Source organism: Pedobacter westerhofensis (genome assembly GCF_900182595.1).
Lineage (GTDB): Bacteria > Bacteroidota > Bacteroidia > Sphingobacteriales > Sphingobacteriaceae > Pedobacter > Pedobacter westerhofensis.
The window spans coordinates 298,206-313,994 of sequence record NZ_FXTN01000001.1 but is presented as its reverse complement, the minus strand read 5'-3'; the positions used below and the strand labels follow the sequence as shown (position 1 = coordinate 313,994).

Annotated in this window: 10 protein-coding genes; 9 read left to right on the top strand and 1 reads right to left on the bottom strand. The window is 46.0% G+C overall.

The window, feature by feature from the left end; all coding sequences use genetic code 11:
- Nucleotides 1-49: 49 nt before the first annotated feature.
- The 8 genes from FN831_RS01320 (at nucleotide 50) to FN831_RS01285 (ending at nucleotide 12,495) form a co-directional block, all read left to right on the top strand.
- Nucleotides 50-649 carry a TetR/AcrR family transcriptional regulator gene (locus FN831_RS01320; RefSeq protein WP_142526393.1) on the top strand — a complete coding sequence of 200 codons (600 nt, stop codon included), beginning with the start codon at nucleotides 50-52 and terminating at the stop codon, nucleotides 647-649.
- A gap of 234 nt (nucleotides 650-883) precedes the next feature.
- A complete protein-coding gene (locus FN831_RS01315) occupies nucleotides 884-2,023 on the top strand; it encodes an efflux RND transporter periplasmic adaptor subunit (RefSeq protein ID WP_142526392.1) in 1,140 nt (379 codons plus the stop codon).
- Between the two features lie 12 nt (nucleotides 2,024-2,035).
- Nucleotides 2,036-5,233, top strand: a complete 3,198-nt coding sequence (locus tag FN831_RS01310) for an efflux RND transporter permease subunit (RefSeq protein ID WP_142526391.1) — start codon at nucleotides 2,036-2,038, stop codon at nucleotides 5,231-5,233.
- Nucleotides 5,220-6,635 (top strand): TolC family protein, encoded by a 1,416-nt coding sequence (locus tag FN831_RS01305; RefSeq protein WP_142526390.1) that lies wholly within the window; start codon nucleotides 5,220-5,222, stop codon nucleotides 6,633-6,635. Before FN831_RS01310 ends, FN831_RS01305 begins: the two co-directional genes overlap by 14 nt.
- 74 nt (nucleotides 6,636-6,709) lie before the next feature.
- Nucleotides 6,710-7,042 (top strand): hypothetical protein, encoded by a 333-nt coding sequence (locus FN831_RS01300; protein WP_142526389.1) that lies wholly within the window; start codon nucleotides 6,710-6,712, stop codon nucleotides 7,040-7,042.
- Nucleotides 7,043-7,123: 81 nt separating this feature from the next.
- The gene (locus FN831_RS01295; RefSeq protein ID WP_221931229.1) at nucleotides 7,124-7,558 is read left to right on the top strand and encodes a hypothetical protein; all 435 of its coding nucleotides are present in this window, start codon (nucleotides 7,124-7,126) and stop codon (nucleotides 7,556-7,558) included.
- 45 nt (nucleotides 7,559-7,603) lie between these two features.
- On the top strand, nucleotides 7,604-8,830 hold the full coding sequence (locus tag FN831_RS01290) for an exonuclease SbcCD subunit D C-terminal domain-containing protein (RefSeq protein ID WP_142526388.1): 1,227 nt from the start codon (nucleotides 7,604-7,606) through the stop codon (nucleotides 8,828-8,830).
- Nucleotides 8,827-12,495 (top strand): AAA family ATPase, encoded by a 3,669-nt coding sequence (locus FN831_RS01285; protein WP_142526387.1) that lies wholly within the window; start codon nucleotides 8,827-8,829, stop codon nucleotides 12,493-12,495. Before FN831_RS01290 ends, FN831_RS01285 begins: the two co-directional genes overlap by 4 nt.
- Before the next feature lie 348 nt (nucleotides 12,496-12,843).
- Here the strand turns inward: FN831_RS01285 and FN831_RS01280 are convergent, their stop codons facing one another.
- Complete coding sequence (locus FN831_RS01280; RefSeq protein ID WP_142526687.1) at nucleotides 12,844-13,887, bottom strand: NAD(P)-dependent alcohol dehydrogenase; 1,044 nt, start codon at nucleotides 13,885-13,887, stop codon at nucleotides 12,844-12,846.
- Nucleotides 13,888-14,037: 150 nt separating this feature from the next.
- Here FN831_RS01280 and FN831_RS01275 point away from each other — a divergent pair, with 150 nt between their 5' ends.
- Entirely contained in the window at nucleotides 14,038-15,582 is a 1,545-nt protein-coding gene (locus FN831_RS01275; protein WP_142526386.1) for a L,D-transpeptidase scaffold domain-containing protein, read from the top strand.
- Nucleotides 15,583-15,789 lie beyond the last annotated feature (207 nt).

Here is a 15,789-nt window from a genome sequence, read left to right as displayed (position 1 = left end):
ATACATTTGTTTAACACTGTTAGATTATTTAATACAGGGGAAGATTACCATGGGTAGTAAAGAAAGAATTCAGAGAGTTAAGGAAGAAACGAGGGCAAACATCCTCGAGGCTGCGCTGGAGATTGTAAAAGAAGATGGCTGGCAATCGCTGAGCATGCGTAAAATTGCCGACAAGATCGAATATACGGCCCCTATCATTTACGAATACTTTGCTAATAAGGAAGGCATCTTGCTTGAACTAACCCGGCTCGGAAATGGCCTGCTGCTGAAAGACTTTAAAGTTGCACAATCAAAATACGATACCCCGGAAAAGCAGCTTGAAGCTATGTGGATCGCTTACTGGGATTTTGCATTCAGCCATAAGGAACTTTACCAGCTGATGTACGGCGTAGACATGATGTGCTGCGAGATCACAAAAAGTTTACCCGAGGCAGAGGCAGCACGAAAAATGCTTTTTGAAACCATAGCAAAGATCATGACTGAGTCTGAACCCACTGAAGAGATAGTTTGCAGAAAGTACTATACCTTCTGGTCTATCATTCATGGCTTAATCTCCATTAATCTGGTTGGCAGAGGCAATACCCCTGATATGAATCAGCATATCTTAAGAGATGCTATACAGGGTATTATAAAAGCAATAAACGATTAAATATATTTTTTTATGGAATACTTAACGCTGTTAGATTATTTATACGTTGTAACGTTCAACTCAAGAAGGAGCGCAGCAAAGTTAGTTCGCTTTTTTTTGTCACGGCATCTAACGGTGTTAGATAAGTTACAAATGTTAAAACATCAATCCTTCAAATCTCAATTTTCTGCACAATTCCAAACTCCACATATTTTTATGCAATCACTTAACACTGTTAAACAATTGACGAACGTTATGAAAACTACAATTTCAATTTTTATCCTAGCTATATTATTTGCGGGTTGCGGAGGCGGTCAGCCTGCAATGCCGCCACCTGCACCACAAGCGCTCCAGGTAATGTCGCTGCAGAGCAATTCACAAACTACTTATACAGATTATCCTGCCTCCATCCAGGGAACGGTTGATGTAGAGATCCGTCCGCAGGTATCTGGCATCCTGGATAAGATCCTGGTAGCTGAAGGCGCTGCAGTACAGAAAGGACAGCCGCTTTTCAAAATCGATGAGCGCCCGTTCAGGGAAGCACTGAACAATGCCAAAGCACAGTTACATGCTGCACAGGCCGCTGTCACCAATGCTCAGATTGAGGTGGATAAACTGGCGCCTCTTGTAAAAAACAAAGTGGTGTCTGACTTCCAGCTTAAAACTGCCAATTCAAGCTATCAATCGGCACTTGCCAATGTAGAACAGGCTAAAGCTGGTGTTGCTGCAGCAAACATCAATCTTGGTTATACACTGATCAAAGCACCGGTATCCGGTTATGTGGCCCGTTTGCCTAAGAAACAAGGGAGCATCGTTTCCCCTACGGATCCTACGCCTTTGACCCAGTTGTCAGATGCCCATGAAGTACATGTGTACTTTGCGCTTGGCGAGGACGACTTTGCCGCTTTTAATGCAAAATATCCGGGCAATTCGGTAAATGAAAGATTGAAAAAACTGGGCGGTGTTTCCCTGGTACTTGCTGATAACAGCATTTACGGAAAAGAAGGAAAAGTAGATATGGTAGACGGACAGTTTGATAAACAAACAGGTTCGATTTCCCTGAGAGCTACATTCCCTAACCAGCAGGGTCTGCTGCGCTCAGGCAATACCGGCAAGATCAGGATCAGCCTTGAGCATAACGATGCCATTGCAATCCCTCAGTCGTCAACTGTAGAAGTACAGGATAAGATCTTTGTTTTTAAAGTTGATGCTGCCAATAAAGTTACCAGAACGCCAATCACGGTTTCCGGCGCAAGCGGTACCAATTACCTCGTTGCTGAGGGGCTGAAATCAGGCGACAGAATTGTATTTGATGGTATCGACAAATTGAAAGACGGTGATACGATCAAACCAGAAAAATTAAAAGAAGAACCTATTACAACTGCATCAAGATAATATACAGCAATCATGTTAAAGCAATTTATAGAAAGGCCGGTATTGGCAACAGTAATTTCGATTCTGTTGGTGATATTAGGTATCCTGGGGCTAACTACGCTGCCCCTACAACAATTCCCTGAGATTGCGCCCCCGGCCGTTCAGGTTACTGCACTGTATCCCGGTGCAAATGCCGAAACCGTTTTGCGTTCGGTTGCGCCCTCACTGGAAGAGCAGATCAATGGGGTAGAGAACATGAGTTACATGCAGTCTACTGCGAGTAATGACGGATCACTGGTAATTACAGTTTATTTTAAACTGGGAACAGATCCCGATCTTGCGGCAGTAAACGTGCAGAACCGTGTATCGCAAGCTACCAGTCAGCTTCCTGCAGAGGTTATACAGGCTGGAGTTACCACGGCAAAACAGCAGAACAGTTTGATCATGGTACTTACGATGTCATCGGATGATCCTAAACATTATGATCAGACCTTTATGTCCAACTATGCCCAGATCAATTTAATCCCGGAGATCAAAAGGATCCAGGGAGTTGGAGCTGCGGTTATTTTTGGCGGAAGCCGCGATTATTCAATGCGTGTTTGGTTAAACCCGGCACAGATGGCAACCTACGGCTTAACGCCGGCAGAAGTTACTGCAGCGATAAAGGATAAAAACCTTGAGGCTGCTCCGGGTATGTTTGGAGAAAGCAGTGATGCTCCCTTTGAGTATGTACTGAAATACAAAGGTAAACTGACCAAGCCCGAAGAATACAGCAATATCATTATCCGCGCAAATGCTGATGGTTCATTCCTGAGACTGAAAGATGTGGCAAGAGTGGAATTAGGTTCTTATACCTATGGTAGCCATAGTTTTGTTGATGAGTCTGGTAAACCGGCGCTGAACATTGCGATACAACAGCTGAGCGGTTCCAATGCCAATGAAATACAGATTGCCATTACAAAATTCATGGAAAAGGCAAAGAATGATTTCCCTAAGGGTCTTCATTATGTAAATCTTTACAATACCAAAGTTTCTCTGGATCAGTCTATCGAACAGGTAATTCATACATTGGTAGAAGCTTTTATCCTGGTGTTTATCGTAGTATTTATCTTCCTGCAGGATTTCCGCTCTACACTGATCCCTGCGATTGCAGTACCGGTAGCGATTATCGGAACGTTCCTGTTCATGAAGGTTTTTGGTTTCTCGATCAACTTATTAACACTGTTTGCGCTCGTCCTCGCCATCGGTATTGTGGTGGATGATGCGATTGTGGTCGTCGAGGCCGTGCATGCCAAGATGGAGCACAACAAGATCGGCCCCAAAGAGGCTACAACAGAAGCCATGCATGAGATTACCGGTGCGATTATTTCCATTACCCTGGTAATGAGTGCGGTGTTCCTTCCGGTTGGTTTTATGGACGGTTCCACAGGGATGTTCTACAGGCAGTTTGCCTTTACACTGGCAATTGCAATTGTTATTTCTGCGGTGAACGCGTTAACGCTGAGCCCTGCCCTATGTGCGCTGTTCCTGAAAGAACTTGACCATGGCCATGATCATGAAGGCAATGAGACAAAATCAACTTTCAAACAACGTTTCTTTAAAGGCTTTAACAGAGGTTTTGAGAACCTTACCCATAGATATGTGGGTAGTGTGAAATTCCTGATCCGTACCAAATGGATTGCTATGGCAGGATTGGTAGTAGTTGTATTGGCCACAGTATGGATGGTGAAAAAAACCCCTACAGGTTTTATACCTTCAGAGGATCAGGGCTTCATCGCGATTTCAACATCGCTGCCGGCAGGTGCTTCACTGGAAAGAACTACAGAGATCGAACATGAGGTTTCCAAAAAACTTAGTCCGCTGCCATTTACAAAAATATTCAACTACCTGTCTGGATTTAACTTGCTGACTTCATCAAGCAGTCCTTCGGCAGGTGCGATGTTTATCCTGCTGAAACCTACCAAAGAAAGGGGCGAGGTTCAGGATATTAATGAAATCATGAATATTGTCCGCGGAAAACTGGGCGAAATTAAGGGTGCAAACTTCTTCGTCTTTACTTTCCCTACGGTACCGGGTTTCAATAACGTGGATGGTCTTGACTTTTTCCTTCAGGACAGAACAGGCTCCGGCGACTTGCTGAAATTCAGTGGAATTGCCAACAAATTTATTGGTGAACTGATGAAACGTCCGGAGATTTCATTTGCATTTACTTCATTCAAGGCTGATTATCCGCAGTTACAGATGGAACTGGATGAGGCTAAAATAGAGCAGCTGGGTGTGTCAACTCAAGCCTTACTGGCTACGATGCAGGGTTATTTTGGTAGTGCCCAGGCCTCTGATTTCAACAGGTTTGGTAAATACTACAGGGTAGTGGTACAGGCAGATATTGCCGACCGTGCAACTCCTGCGGCTATGGATCAGATCTATGTGAAAAACAGAAACGGAGAAAACGTTCCGGTGAGTACGCTGATCAAATTGAAACGTGTTTATGGTACAGAAACAGCTTCACGTTATAACCTGTTTAACGCCATTGAGATCAACGCGATCCCGAAACCAGGATACAGTACGGGTGATGCGATCAACGCTGTAAACGAAGTGGCGGCAGCACAACTGCCAACAGGATTCTCTCATGAGTACACTGGTCTGACCAAAGAAGAAATCGTATCCGGAGGACAATCTGTGGTGGTTTTCGCTCTGTGTCTGGTATTCGTTTACTTCCTGCTCTCTGCACAATATGAAAGTTATATTCTGCCGATGGCCGTTATCCTGTCTATCCCAACTGGTGTATTCGGTGTGTTTGCTGCAATCGGCCTGACCGGTATTTCAAACAACATTTACGTACAGGTTGCGCTGGTCATGCTGATCGGTCTCCTCGCCAAGAATGCCATTCTGATCGTCGAGTTTGCCGTACAGCGCCGAAGGGCAGGGATGAGCCTGGTAGAAGCTGCCATCCATGCTGCACAGTTAAGGCTGCGCCCGATCATCATGACTTCCCTGGCCTTTATTGTAGGTATGGCGCCAATGATGAGAGCGGTTGGTCCTTCTGCGCTTGGTAACCATTCAATCAGTATTGCAGCTGCGGGTGGTATGCTTACAGGGGTAATCCTGGGATTATTCCTTATCCCGGTGCTGTTTGTGATCTTCCAGTTTTTACAGGAAAAATTAACCGGAGCACCAAAACCGGAACTTACACCAGAAACCAAATTACAATTCGAAAATGAAATTGCATAATAATATATATATCGCCCTTTTGCTCGTACTTGTTGCAAGTGCCTGTAAAGTATCTAAAGATATACCCACGCCAACCAATGCTGCTCCTGAACAATTCAGGAACAGCGTGGCTACGGCTGATACTTCAAGTATCGCCAACCTTCCCTATAAAGAGTTTTTTAAGGAAGATGCGATCAGGGACCTGATCGATACGGCTGTGAAAAATAACTATGATATGCAGATTGCTTTGAAAAACATCGAAGCTGCAAATCTATTATACAGACAGTCTAAACTGGGCAATGTGCCTACGCTGAACCTGAATGTTACTTCACAGCTGAACCGTCCTTCAGATAACAGCCTGAACGGCCTGCAGCTCGGGCAGTTTGCCAATTCCTCACATGTAGAAGATTATACTGTCTCTGCAGGATTAGGTTGGGAAGCAGATATCTGGCGCAAGATTGCCAACCAGAGAAGAGCAGCCGGTGCTGCTTACCTGCAATCTGCAGAAGCAAGAAAAGCCATTCAGACCCGTCTGGTATCAAACGTAGCACAGAGCTTCTACAGGCTGATCATGCTGGATACACAGTTGGATATCGCAAAGAAAAACCTCGCGCTGAACGACAGCACACTGAGGATTATCAAAATGCAGTTTGATGCCGGTCAGGTAACTTCCCTTGCGATTCAGCAGGCCGAAGCACAGCAGCTGGTAGCCGCAGGTCTGGTTCCGCAACTGGAACAAAGGATCAACCTGGAAGAGAATGCCCTGAGCATCCTTACCGGTGCTTTCCCCAAAGCGATTGCCCGTGCCGGTTTACTGAAAGACATGAAAATTCAGGACCAGGTAGGTACAGGCATCCCATCGGTGATGGTGAGCCTCAGACCAGATGTGAAAAGTGCGGAACTTGAACTGCTGAGGGCCAATGCCAATGTAGGCGTGACCAAAGCAAGTCTGTACCCTACTTTATCAATTACTGCATCCGGTGGCCTCAATAGTTTTAAAGCCGATAACTGGTTTAAAATTCCGGGTTCTTTATTCGGTATTGTTGGTGGCGGGATCGCACAGCCGATCTTCCAGCGCAGACAGCTGAGAACGCAGTATGATATTGCAATGGTGAACCGCGAAAAAAGCGTTTTACAATTCAGGCAATCTGTATTGACTGCTGTTGGCGAAGTGTCTGACCAGTTGATTAAGATAGAGAAACTGCAACAGCAGTATACCATTGCCGAAAACAGGGTAAGGGTAGTACAGAATTCATTGCAGAATGCAAATCTGCTGTTTACCAGCGGACTGGCCAATTACCTGGAGGTAATTACTGCGCAGGGAAATGCCCTGCAAAGCCAGCTCGACCTGGCTACTGTTAAAACCGATCAGCTGAATGCTTCTGTAGAATTATACAGAGCACTGGGCGGCGGATGGAAATAATGATAAATGCGGGAGCTGATGCCGGTACAATTACCCGGCGCCAGCTCCTGCAAAATATCAGCAAACTTATAAAAATGAAAAATCAAACCGCACTCAATCCTACATTCTGGTCCGGAGTGATCAATTATGTAAGGGCCTCTGCACAACCAGCGGAAGAACTAACTCCCTGGGACTTCAGAGAACAAATAGAAAAGAAAACTGTACTGGTTTTCAGTACATCTATTGCAGGTATCACTGAGCAATTGATGGTTACCTCCAGGCTTAATGCCCTGGTAGGCGAAAAAAACTGGACGATCGACCTTGAAGATGTAGACCACGTATTGCGTGTTGTTTGCCCAAAAAGCGCTGAAAGTAAAATCATCAGCATTTTTGAAGATCAGGCTGAACACTGTGAACTGATGTCCTGAACGGCATAAGCTCTCCTCAAAATTTGTTTGCCGTTTTTTGGAACAATTGTTATATATTAATAGTTGTTAAAATAAAAGCAAATGGCAAATTATAACAGTGGTACCACTTCATCACCCGCTAAATCAGGAAGTAAAATAGGTTTAATCATCGGCCTGGTTGTGGTATTGATTCTCGCAGGATTTCTCTATTACAGGTATTACTTTGTCTTTGGCGAAGGTGTAAAAGCCGGTCAGCTAAACTATTTTGTTAAAAAGGGCTATTTGTTCAAAACCAATGAAGGCCGGCTGATCCAGACAGGCATACGCTCACAGGCGCCCGGAAATGTAGCGTCCAATGAATTTATCTTTTCTGTACAGGATGATAAAGTGGCCGACAAGCTCAATAAGAGCGCAGGTTCACTGGTGGAACTGCATTACAGGGAATACCTGCACCCGCTGCCATGGAGAGGCTTTAGTGTTTTTGTAGTGGACAGTGTAGTAAGCAGTACGCCTGCTGTGAAACTGCTGAATCAGTAAGCGGGTTACAATTGTCTGTGCAATTGCTTAATTTAGCATCCGACAATGAGAATCCTTCACACGGCCGACTGGCACCTTGGTAAACGACTTGAGCAAAGTGAGCGTACGGATGAGCACCAGGCTTTTCTGCACTGGCTGATACAGACTTTACAGACCGAACAAATTGATGTTTTAATTGTGGCCGGGGATATTTTCGATACGGGAAGCCCCTCCAATGCTGCTTTTGAGCAATACTACGATTTCCTGCGCCAGGTGAAAAATACCTGCTGCAGGGAGGTGGTGATCATCGGTGGCAACCACGATTCCATCAGTACGCTGAACGCCCCCCAATCGCTCTTAAAGTATTTTAATGTACATATTGTAGGCGGCGTCCCGGCAGAGTTTACCGATCAGATCATCGAGATCAAAGATCGGGAAGGACGGCTGGAACTGGTGGTATGCGCGGTGCCTTTTTTGCGCGACCGCGATATCAGGCTTTCCATTGCCGGGGAAACCATGGAAGAACGTGAAAGCCGTCTAAAGAAGGGGATCTCTGATCACTATCAGGGCTTCCTGACACATATCGCTGATTATAAATTAAACCAGATCCCGGTAATTGCTACCGGGCATCTTTTTGCGGCAGGTGCGGCGACGTCCGACAGTGAAAAGGAGATCCATGTGGGCAACCTTGGGCAGATTGGCGGCGACCAGTTTCCTTCTGCATTTGACTATGTGGCACTGGGGCATATCCACCGTCCGCAGCTGATCAATAAAATGAACCATATCCGCTATTCCGGATCACCCATTCCTTTAAGCTTCTCTGAAACTGATGATAAAAAGCAGGTGATTGTGCTGGAATTTATGGAGGGCACAATGATCAGTCTCAAAGAGCTTGAAGTACCCTGTTACCGCAGGCTGATCAGGATTAAAGGAGATTTTGAGAAGGTAAAAACAAAACTTGTACTGCTGGAAGATCCGCAGACCATATACCCTGCCTGGGTAGAGGTACAGGTAGAAACTGAAACCTTTATCTTTGACCTGGAAGAGCAGTTAAATACGCTGATTGCAGATAAACCATATATAGAACGCCTTTTTCCAAGGCAGCGGAGAACCCGTGCTGCCAGAAACCTGGATGAACAGAGCCGAGAGGTGATGGCGCTGTCCGACCTTGACCCGCGTGCTGTTTTCCTTAAAAAATGTGCGGCTGAATATCCTGAGGAAGATCAGACCGATCTTTTGCTCACTTTTAACCAGGTGCTGGAATATATGGCGCAAAAGGAGGAGGGAGCATGAAAATCACAGGGATAAAGTTTTTAAACCTCAATTCTTTAAAGGGGCAGCATGAAATCCGTTTTGATCAGCCACCCTTTGATGAAAGCGGTATTTTTGCGATCACCGGGCCTACGGGTGCCGGGAAAACAACTTTGCTGGATGCGATCACTGCGGCGCTCTACGGGCGTGTGCACAGGCACAGTAGGGATGTCTTCGAAATCATGACCCGGCATACTGCCGAATCCTTTGCAGAAGTAGAATTTGAAGTGGGTGAGAAATCCTACCGCGCCAAATGGTCTGTCCGGCGCAGCCATGGCAAGGCCGACGGGCAGCTGCAGCAGCAGAAGATGGAACTGGCAGAAAGCCTTACCGGGAAAATTCTGATCTCACATCCCCTGAATGAAGTAAGGGAAAAGATTGTGAGAATTTGCGGCCTGGATTATAATCAATTTCTGCGTTCGGTCATCTTGTCCCAGGGTGATTTTACGCGTTTTCTTAAAGCTCCTGAAAATGAACGCAGCGAGTTGCTGGAGCAGATCACAGACACCGGAATTTATTCCGAGATTTCTGTTGCGGCCTATGAAAAGGCCCGCGAAGAAAGGCTTAAACTGGAACAGCTGCGCAGCAGGCTTGAAAATGTAATCTTGCTGAGCGCGGAGGAAAGAACAGCTCATTTAACAGAACTTGAAGAGCTCTCTGCACAGGAAAAGTTATCAAAACAGGATGAAGCTGCATTAAGAATTAAACTGGACTGGCTGCTGCAGCTGGAAAAGCTCAGCCTGAAAAAACAGGACCTGATGCAGTCATTGGCTGAGGCCGAACTGCTGCATGCAGGCTATGAGCCAAGATTTTTAAAGCTGCAAAATCACCTGCGGGCACTGGTACACCGCCCGGCACTGGCCGCACTTGATACTATTGGTGTGCAGCATCAGCAGATCGAAACCGACCTGCGGCTGGCAGAATCACAGCATCCGGAAGTCCTCAAAGAGGAACAGGGCACCAGAGCTGAACTGATTGCAGCTAAACAGCAGGCCGAACTGAAAGAAAAGGACCTCACTGAGATGGGGCCGGTATTTGATGCTGTGAGTAAAAAAGATATACTGATTGGCCAGGCTGCAAATCAGCTGGCAGGCAATGTTGCGACTTTTGAATCGGCAGCACTCAGCCTTCAGCAGACGCAGGATCTACAGCTCAGCAAAGATGAAACACTAAAAAAAATCCGGGAGAGGATTGCTGCGCTTTCACACTGGATGCTTGAACATGCAGCTGATGCAGCCCTGGAAAAGCAGGCGCTTGTGCTGCAGCAATTGCTGCTGCAGCTTTCTGCCCTGAAAGTGAAAGACAGCGGCATCACCGAAGAACAATCCGGGTATATCAGACGTCGGGAGCAGGGGCAGGCACTTTTAACTGAGACTACCCGGCACCTTGCACTGACAGAACGGTCTTTAGCCGAAACCCGCGAAAATATACAGCAACAGCAGCAAACCCTGTTATCGTTACTGGCAGGTAAAAATACGGAAGAACTGGAACAGGAACTGAGTGAATTTCCGGTATTGATACACACTGCTGAGCAGCAGCTTAAACTGGCTTCCTCGTATGGAGAACTGGTAAAGGAACAGGCCCTGCAGCGGGAGAAGTTAACGCAACTGCGGATCGAGGAAAAGGATGCCCAAACCGTACTGGAGAAGCTTAAACAGGAAAATTTAAGGGAGACCGAAATTCTGGCGCATTTACAGGAGATCTGGGAGCTAGAAGTAAAAGTTCAGAAATATGATGCTGCGAGGCTGGAGCTGCAGGAAGAGCAGCCTTGCCCGCTCTGTGGCGCCATCCACCATCCCTTTGTGGAGGGGAAGTACGTTTCCAGAACCAATGAAGCAGCCGAACGCCGGAATCAGCAGCAGGTGAAATTGCAGCTGCTAAAAACACAGCTTGATGCACAGCTGATTGTGATCAATACGCTTACTTATCAGTTAGAAACGGGGGATCAAAACATACAGCTTTCGGCCGCTTCCCTGGCTCAGATGTCATCTGATTTTGAATTGAACAATGAGCAATTGCCTAAGCCGCTGGATATTGCCAAACCTGAAATCATTGCGGCCGTGATCAGCAGGAAAAAGCTGCAGCAGGCTTCGCTAAAACAACAAATGGACCAGGTTAAACTGATCCAGAAGCAGGTAGTCCAGCTGGAGAGCAGGATTGTTGAGCAGAAGGAACTGATGGCACAGCAGAACAGTAAGGCAGAACAGGCCGGACTGGAAATTAACTTCGCAGAACAGCAACTGAAGCTGAATGCACAGCAGCTGGCCGCTGTTAGAGATGAGATCAAAATACTGGAGGGGCAATCGGCCGCAGTACTGGAGCCCTTCGGGATTACTTTCAGTGCCGGGCAGTCTGAAGAGGTGATCCCTGAAATGAATCAGCGGTACCAGCAGTACCAGGCTTCGGAGCAGGAATTAAAACGCCTGGAGCTTGATCTCAGGCAACAGGAGACTGAACTGAAAAATCTCGAAAAAACGATCATCGAGAAAAACGATGCCCTTGAGCTCCTCAACGTTCAGCTGCAGGACAGCCAGAGCACGCTACAGCGATTACAGCAGGAAAGGCTGGAGCTTTTTGGTACGAAAGACCCTCTGGAAGAACGTACTGAACTGGGCAATGAGTTCAGCAAATACCGGAGGCTTACTGAAGGACTACAGCAGCAACTGCAGCAAAAACAGGAGCGCCTTAAAATTGTTGAAGACCGCCAGATGAACCTGAACGCCTCATTTCTTTCTACGAAGAAACTGTTCAATGCACAGCTTGAAAAGCTGAGGGAAAAGCTCAGCGCTGAGGGTATGACTTCAGTGGAGGAACTTAAAAACCTTTTCCTGCCAGATGATGAGGCCACCGAGGCGGCTGCATTACAGCAGGAGTCTGCCCAGCGCATTGCCTCGGCAAAGAGCCTGCTTAAGGCCACGGAAAAAGAACTTGCAGCAGAAATGCAGCGAGCCCTGACGGAAGAACCAAAGGAAAACCTGGTACCCTTGCTGGAGGAGCAGGGCCAGATATTATCCCTGTTGCAGCAGAAAAAAGGCAGGCTTAACCAGATCATTTCTGATGATGATCTTTTAAAGCTCAAACATACAGAAGTAGCACAGCAGATTGAAAAGCAGCGGCAGGAATCTGACCGTTTCCAGAAAATATCAGCCCTGATCGGATCAGCCGACGGAAAAAAATTCAGCCGTTTTGCGCAGGGCCTCACCCTCGCGAGATTAACAGAACTCGCCAACCGCCATTTACTGCGGCTGAGCGATAGATATAGCATCCTGAAAAGCCCTGAAAAAGATCTCGACCTTCAGATTATCGATGGTTATCAGGCAGATGTAGTGCGCCCGATGTCTACGCTCTCCGGCGGTGAGAGCTTTCTGGTGAGCCTTGCACTCGCCCTGGGATTATCAGACCTGGCCAGCCGTAAGGTCCAGATCAACTCCCTGTTCATTGATGAGGGTTTTGGTACACTGGATGCAGATACCCTGGATGTAGCCATCACCGCACTGGAGAACCTTCAGGCCAGTGGCAAAACCATCGGCATCATCTCCCACGTAGAAGCCCTCAAGGAAAGGATTGGCACACAGATCCAGCTCAGCAAAGAACCCGGCGGCACCAGCAAGATCTCACTGTTCAGTTACGGACAAAAGATCGTGTAAGCGGTAGTTTTTTTTTAAGCCTTGGTTTTTTAAGCAGTGGTTTTTATTAAGCACTGGGTTTTTTAACCGGTGTTTTTTTTAAAACAGTGGGTTTTTAAACGCTGGGTTTTTTAGCACTGGTTTTTTTTAGCGGTGGGTTTTTTAAGCAGTGGGGTATTTAGCAGTGGTTTTTTTTAGCACTGGGTTTTTTTAAGCATTGGGTTTTTAAGCGGTGGGTTTTTAAGCAGTGAGTGGTTCAGGATAAACTAATGAATTAAAAAAGTAATGGTTAAAATTGAGGCCTTCTGCTGCGTTTCAGCAGCAGGCAGCCTCAATTTTAACCATTACTTTTTTAACCTTTAGACCCTCTTACAACGTAGACATATCTATTACAAACCTGTAATGTACATCACCTGCAAGCGTCCTTTCATACGCTTCATTGATCTGATTGATATTGATCATCTCCACATCAGAAGTGATATTGTGCTCAGCACAGTAATCCAGCATCTCCTGTGTTTCCTTAATCCCACCTACCAGCGAGCCAACCAGGCTGCGTCGGCCAAAGATCAAACCACCCGGACTTACCGAAGCCGGTACCGGCGGAACGCCCAATAATACCATTACTCCGTTTGTTTTTAACAGTCTCAGGTACTCATCATAGTCATGTTCAGCAGAAACTGTATCTATAATAAAATCGAAAGTATTGGCAAGCTCTTTCATTGTCTCTTTTTCAGTAGTCAGCTTAAAGTGGTGGGCTCCCAATTCCTGTGCATCCTTTTCTTTCTTTGGAGAGCGGCTTAACATCGTTACTTCTGCGCCCATAGAAGAGGCCAGTTTAACTGCCATGTGCCCAAGTCCGCCTAAACCAACAACCGCCAGTTTATGGCCCTCTTTTACGCCCCAATGGCGCAACGGAGAATAAGTAGTAATTCCTGCGCACAGCAGCGGTGCTACCTTTTCCAGCGGTAATTTATCAGATACCGAAAGGACGAAATCCTGTGTAACCACGATGGAGCTTGAGTAGCCACCATAAGTAATGGTTTTTTTATCCTGTTCTAACGCATTATAAGTTTGGGTATGTCCATTTTCGCAATATTGCTCCTGGTCATCTTTACAGCTTTCACAGTGTCCGCAGGAGTCCACGAAACAACCTACACCTACAGTATCGCCTATCTTAAACTTACTTACATTTTCGCCTACGCGGGTAACCTTTCCCACAATCTCATGTCCCGGAACAACAGGGTACATCGTTGCGCCCCACTCATTGCGTGCAGTATGGATATCAGAGTGGCATACGCCACAATACAGGATTTTAATTTCTACATCTTCTGCTCCCGGCTCGCGACGGTCGAGGGCATACGGTGCCAATGGTGATTCTGCACTTTGTGCAGCATAGGATTTTGCTGATGTCATCATTCAATTATTTAGTGTAATAGTAGCTATCCTACAAATAAACCAATTTAATGTTTCAACATTAAAATCAAATACTCAATTTCTCTTTCTGTATAAAACGAAGGGGACAAATAGTTAAACAATTATGCTCAAATGATGTTGATAGGGCATATGTTTAAACAAATCCTAAGCCGAAAGCCAAGGGTAACAGTTGCTCTCATACTCGCTTTCACCCTTACATGTATCCTGCAATCCTGCAAGAAAAGCCGTTCAGATCTTGGCACAATCCTGTACACTGAAACAGGGAACAAAGTGTTCAAAAACGTAGAAAACGATGCATTTGCCGAAGTTTTTAAAAAGACACTCAAAGAACAGCAGTCCGGTTTTGCCTATCCGAAACTGATCAATGCGTTTTATGAAAAAAACGGTTACGAGCCCGCCCTTATTCTTCAGCATGTAAAAGGCAAAGAGCTGCAGGTGCTGCTCAGCTATTTTGATAAAGCTGCCGATCATGGTTTAACACCAGAGCTTTTCAAAGCCAAGGAATATAAAGAGCTGACCGATCAGCTGTACGATAAAACGAAAGTTAAAACTACCGATGAAGCCTACCAGGAAATAGCCCGGCTTGAATTGCTGGCGGCCAATTCACTGATCAGGTACAGCAATGCACTGCAATACGGTGTAGTAAGCCCGAAGCGTATTTATGCGAATTATTATACCGATACCAAAAGACCGGACAGCATTGCTGTAAACCGCGTGTTCGCAATCAAAGACCTGAAAGTTTACCTGGACAGCATCCAGCCGAAAACCGAACAATATGTGGCCCTGCAGAAAGTCCTGAAAGAAGGCACTGCAGCACCTGGAATGAGTGCTGCTGAAACACAGAAAATCCTGAAAGTAAACCTGGAAAGATTAAGGTGGAAGAATAAGCCGGAAGACGATAAATATGTGATCGTAAACATTGCAGATTACAGGCTGGATGTAATGGAGAAAGGGAAATCTGTATTAAATATGAAAGTTTGCGTAGGAGAGGGCAGAAATAAAGACTTTAGCGATAACATACAGGAATATGATGAAAACGACCTTAAAAAAGACAGGCCTTTTTCAAGGGAAACACCCCAGCTCAACAGTATGATCCACAGTGTGCAGGTAAACCCAGTATGGAACATCCCGGAAAGCATTGCCACCAAGGAGATTTCCAAATCAGCATCAGAGGATAAATTCTATCTTTCCAACCATAATATTGATGTTTTTGAAAAAGGAAAGATTGTAGAAGACCCTGAAACAATCGACTGGTCGGCCGCGGATGTGGGTAAAAAATACCAGTTTAAACAACGCCCGGGCGAAGACAATTCTTTGGGAAAGATCAAATTCCTGTTTAATAACCAAAGTGCAGTATATCTGCATGATACCCCTGCAAAGGCTGCCTTCAACCAATCTATGCGCGCGGTTAGCCACGGCTGTGTGCGTTTAGAGAAGCCGCTCGACTTTGCACATGCCTTGTTTGGTGACGGCGCCAAGTTTGAGCAGATCAAAAAACAGATGTCTGATACGGTGGCTGTAGCCACAAATATCTCGTTGCCGGCAAAGGTGCCCGTGTACCTTACTTATGTTACTTCATGGGTTGATCCATCGGGCAGTGTGCAAATGCGAAAAGATGTATACGGACTGGATATCGTTTTGTTTACCTATCTGCAAAAAACAGGAGCGATATAAGATCGTCTTTGCGATACAATGGGCAGTCTGGAGAAATAGCATGCGCCATTATCATTAGAAAAATAGCATGCGCCATAATAACTGGCACTCCACCGCTGTCACTGCGCGCCTTGCCTTATATAGTTTACGGGCGCAATTGCGCCCGTAAACACTGCTTTTCCAAAGCCCAGGCTGCTGTTCGAACCAAATTTCATTTTTCTTCAGTTC

Coding starts and splice junctions, on each gene's coding strand:
- FN831_RS01320 (WP_142526393.1), top strand. CDS start 50: ATGGGTAGTAAAGAAAGAATTCAGAGAGTTAAGGAAGAAACGAGGGCA.
- FN831_RS01315 (WP_142526392.1), top strand. CDS start 884: ATGAAAACTACAATTTCAATTTTTATCCTAGCTATATTATTTGCGGGT.
- FN831_RS01310 (WP_142526391.1), top strand. CDS start 2,036: ATGTTAAAGCAATTTATAGAAAGGCCGGTATTGGCAACAGTAATTTCG.
- FN831_RS01305 (WP_142526390.1), top strand. CDS start 5,220: ATGAAATTGCATAATAATATATATATCGCCCTTTTGCTCGTACTTGTT.
- FN831_RS01300 (WP_142526389.1), top strand. CDS start 6,710: ATGAAAAATCAAACCGCACTCAATCCTACATTCTGGTCCGGAGTGATC.
- FN831_RS01295 (WP_221931229.1), top strand. CDS start 7,124: ATGGCAAATTATAACAGTGGTACCACTTCATCACCCGCTAAATCAGGA.
- FN831_RS01290 (WP_142526388.1), top strand. CDS start 7,604: ATGAGAATCCTTCACACGGCCGACTGGCACCTTGGTAAACGACTTGAG.
- FN831_RS01285 (WP_142526387.1), top strand. CDS start 8,827: ATGAAAATCACAGGGATAAAGTTTTTAAACCTCAATTCTTTAAAGGGG.
- FN831_RS01280 (WP_142526687.1), bottom strand. CDS start 13,887: ATGACATCAGCAAAATCCTATGCTGCACAAAGTGCAGAATCACCATTG.
- FN831_RS01275 (WP_142526386.1), top strand. CDS start 14,038: ATGTTTAAACAAATCCTAAGCCGAAAGCCAAGGGTAACAGTTGCTCTC.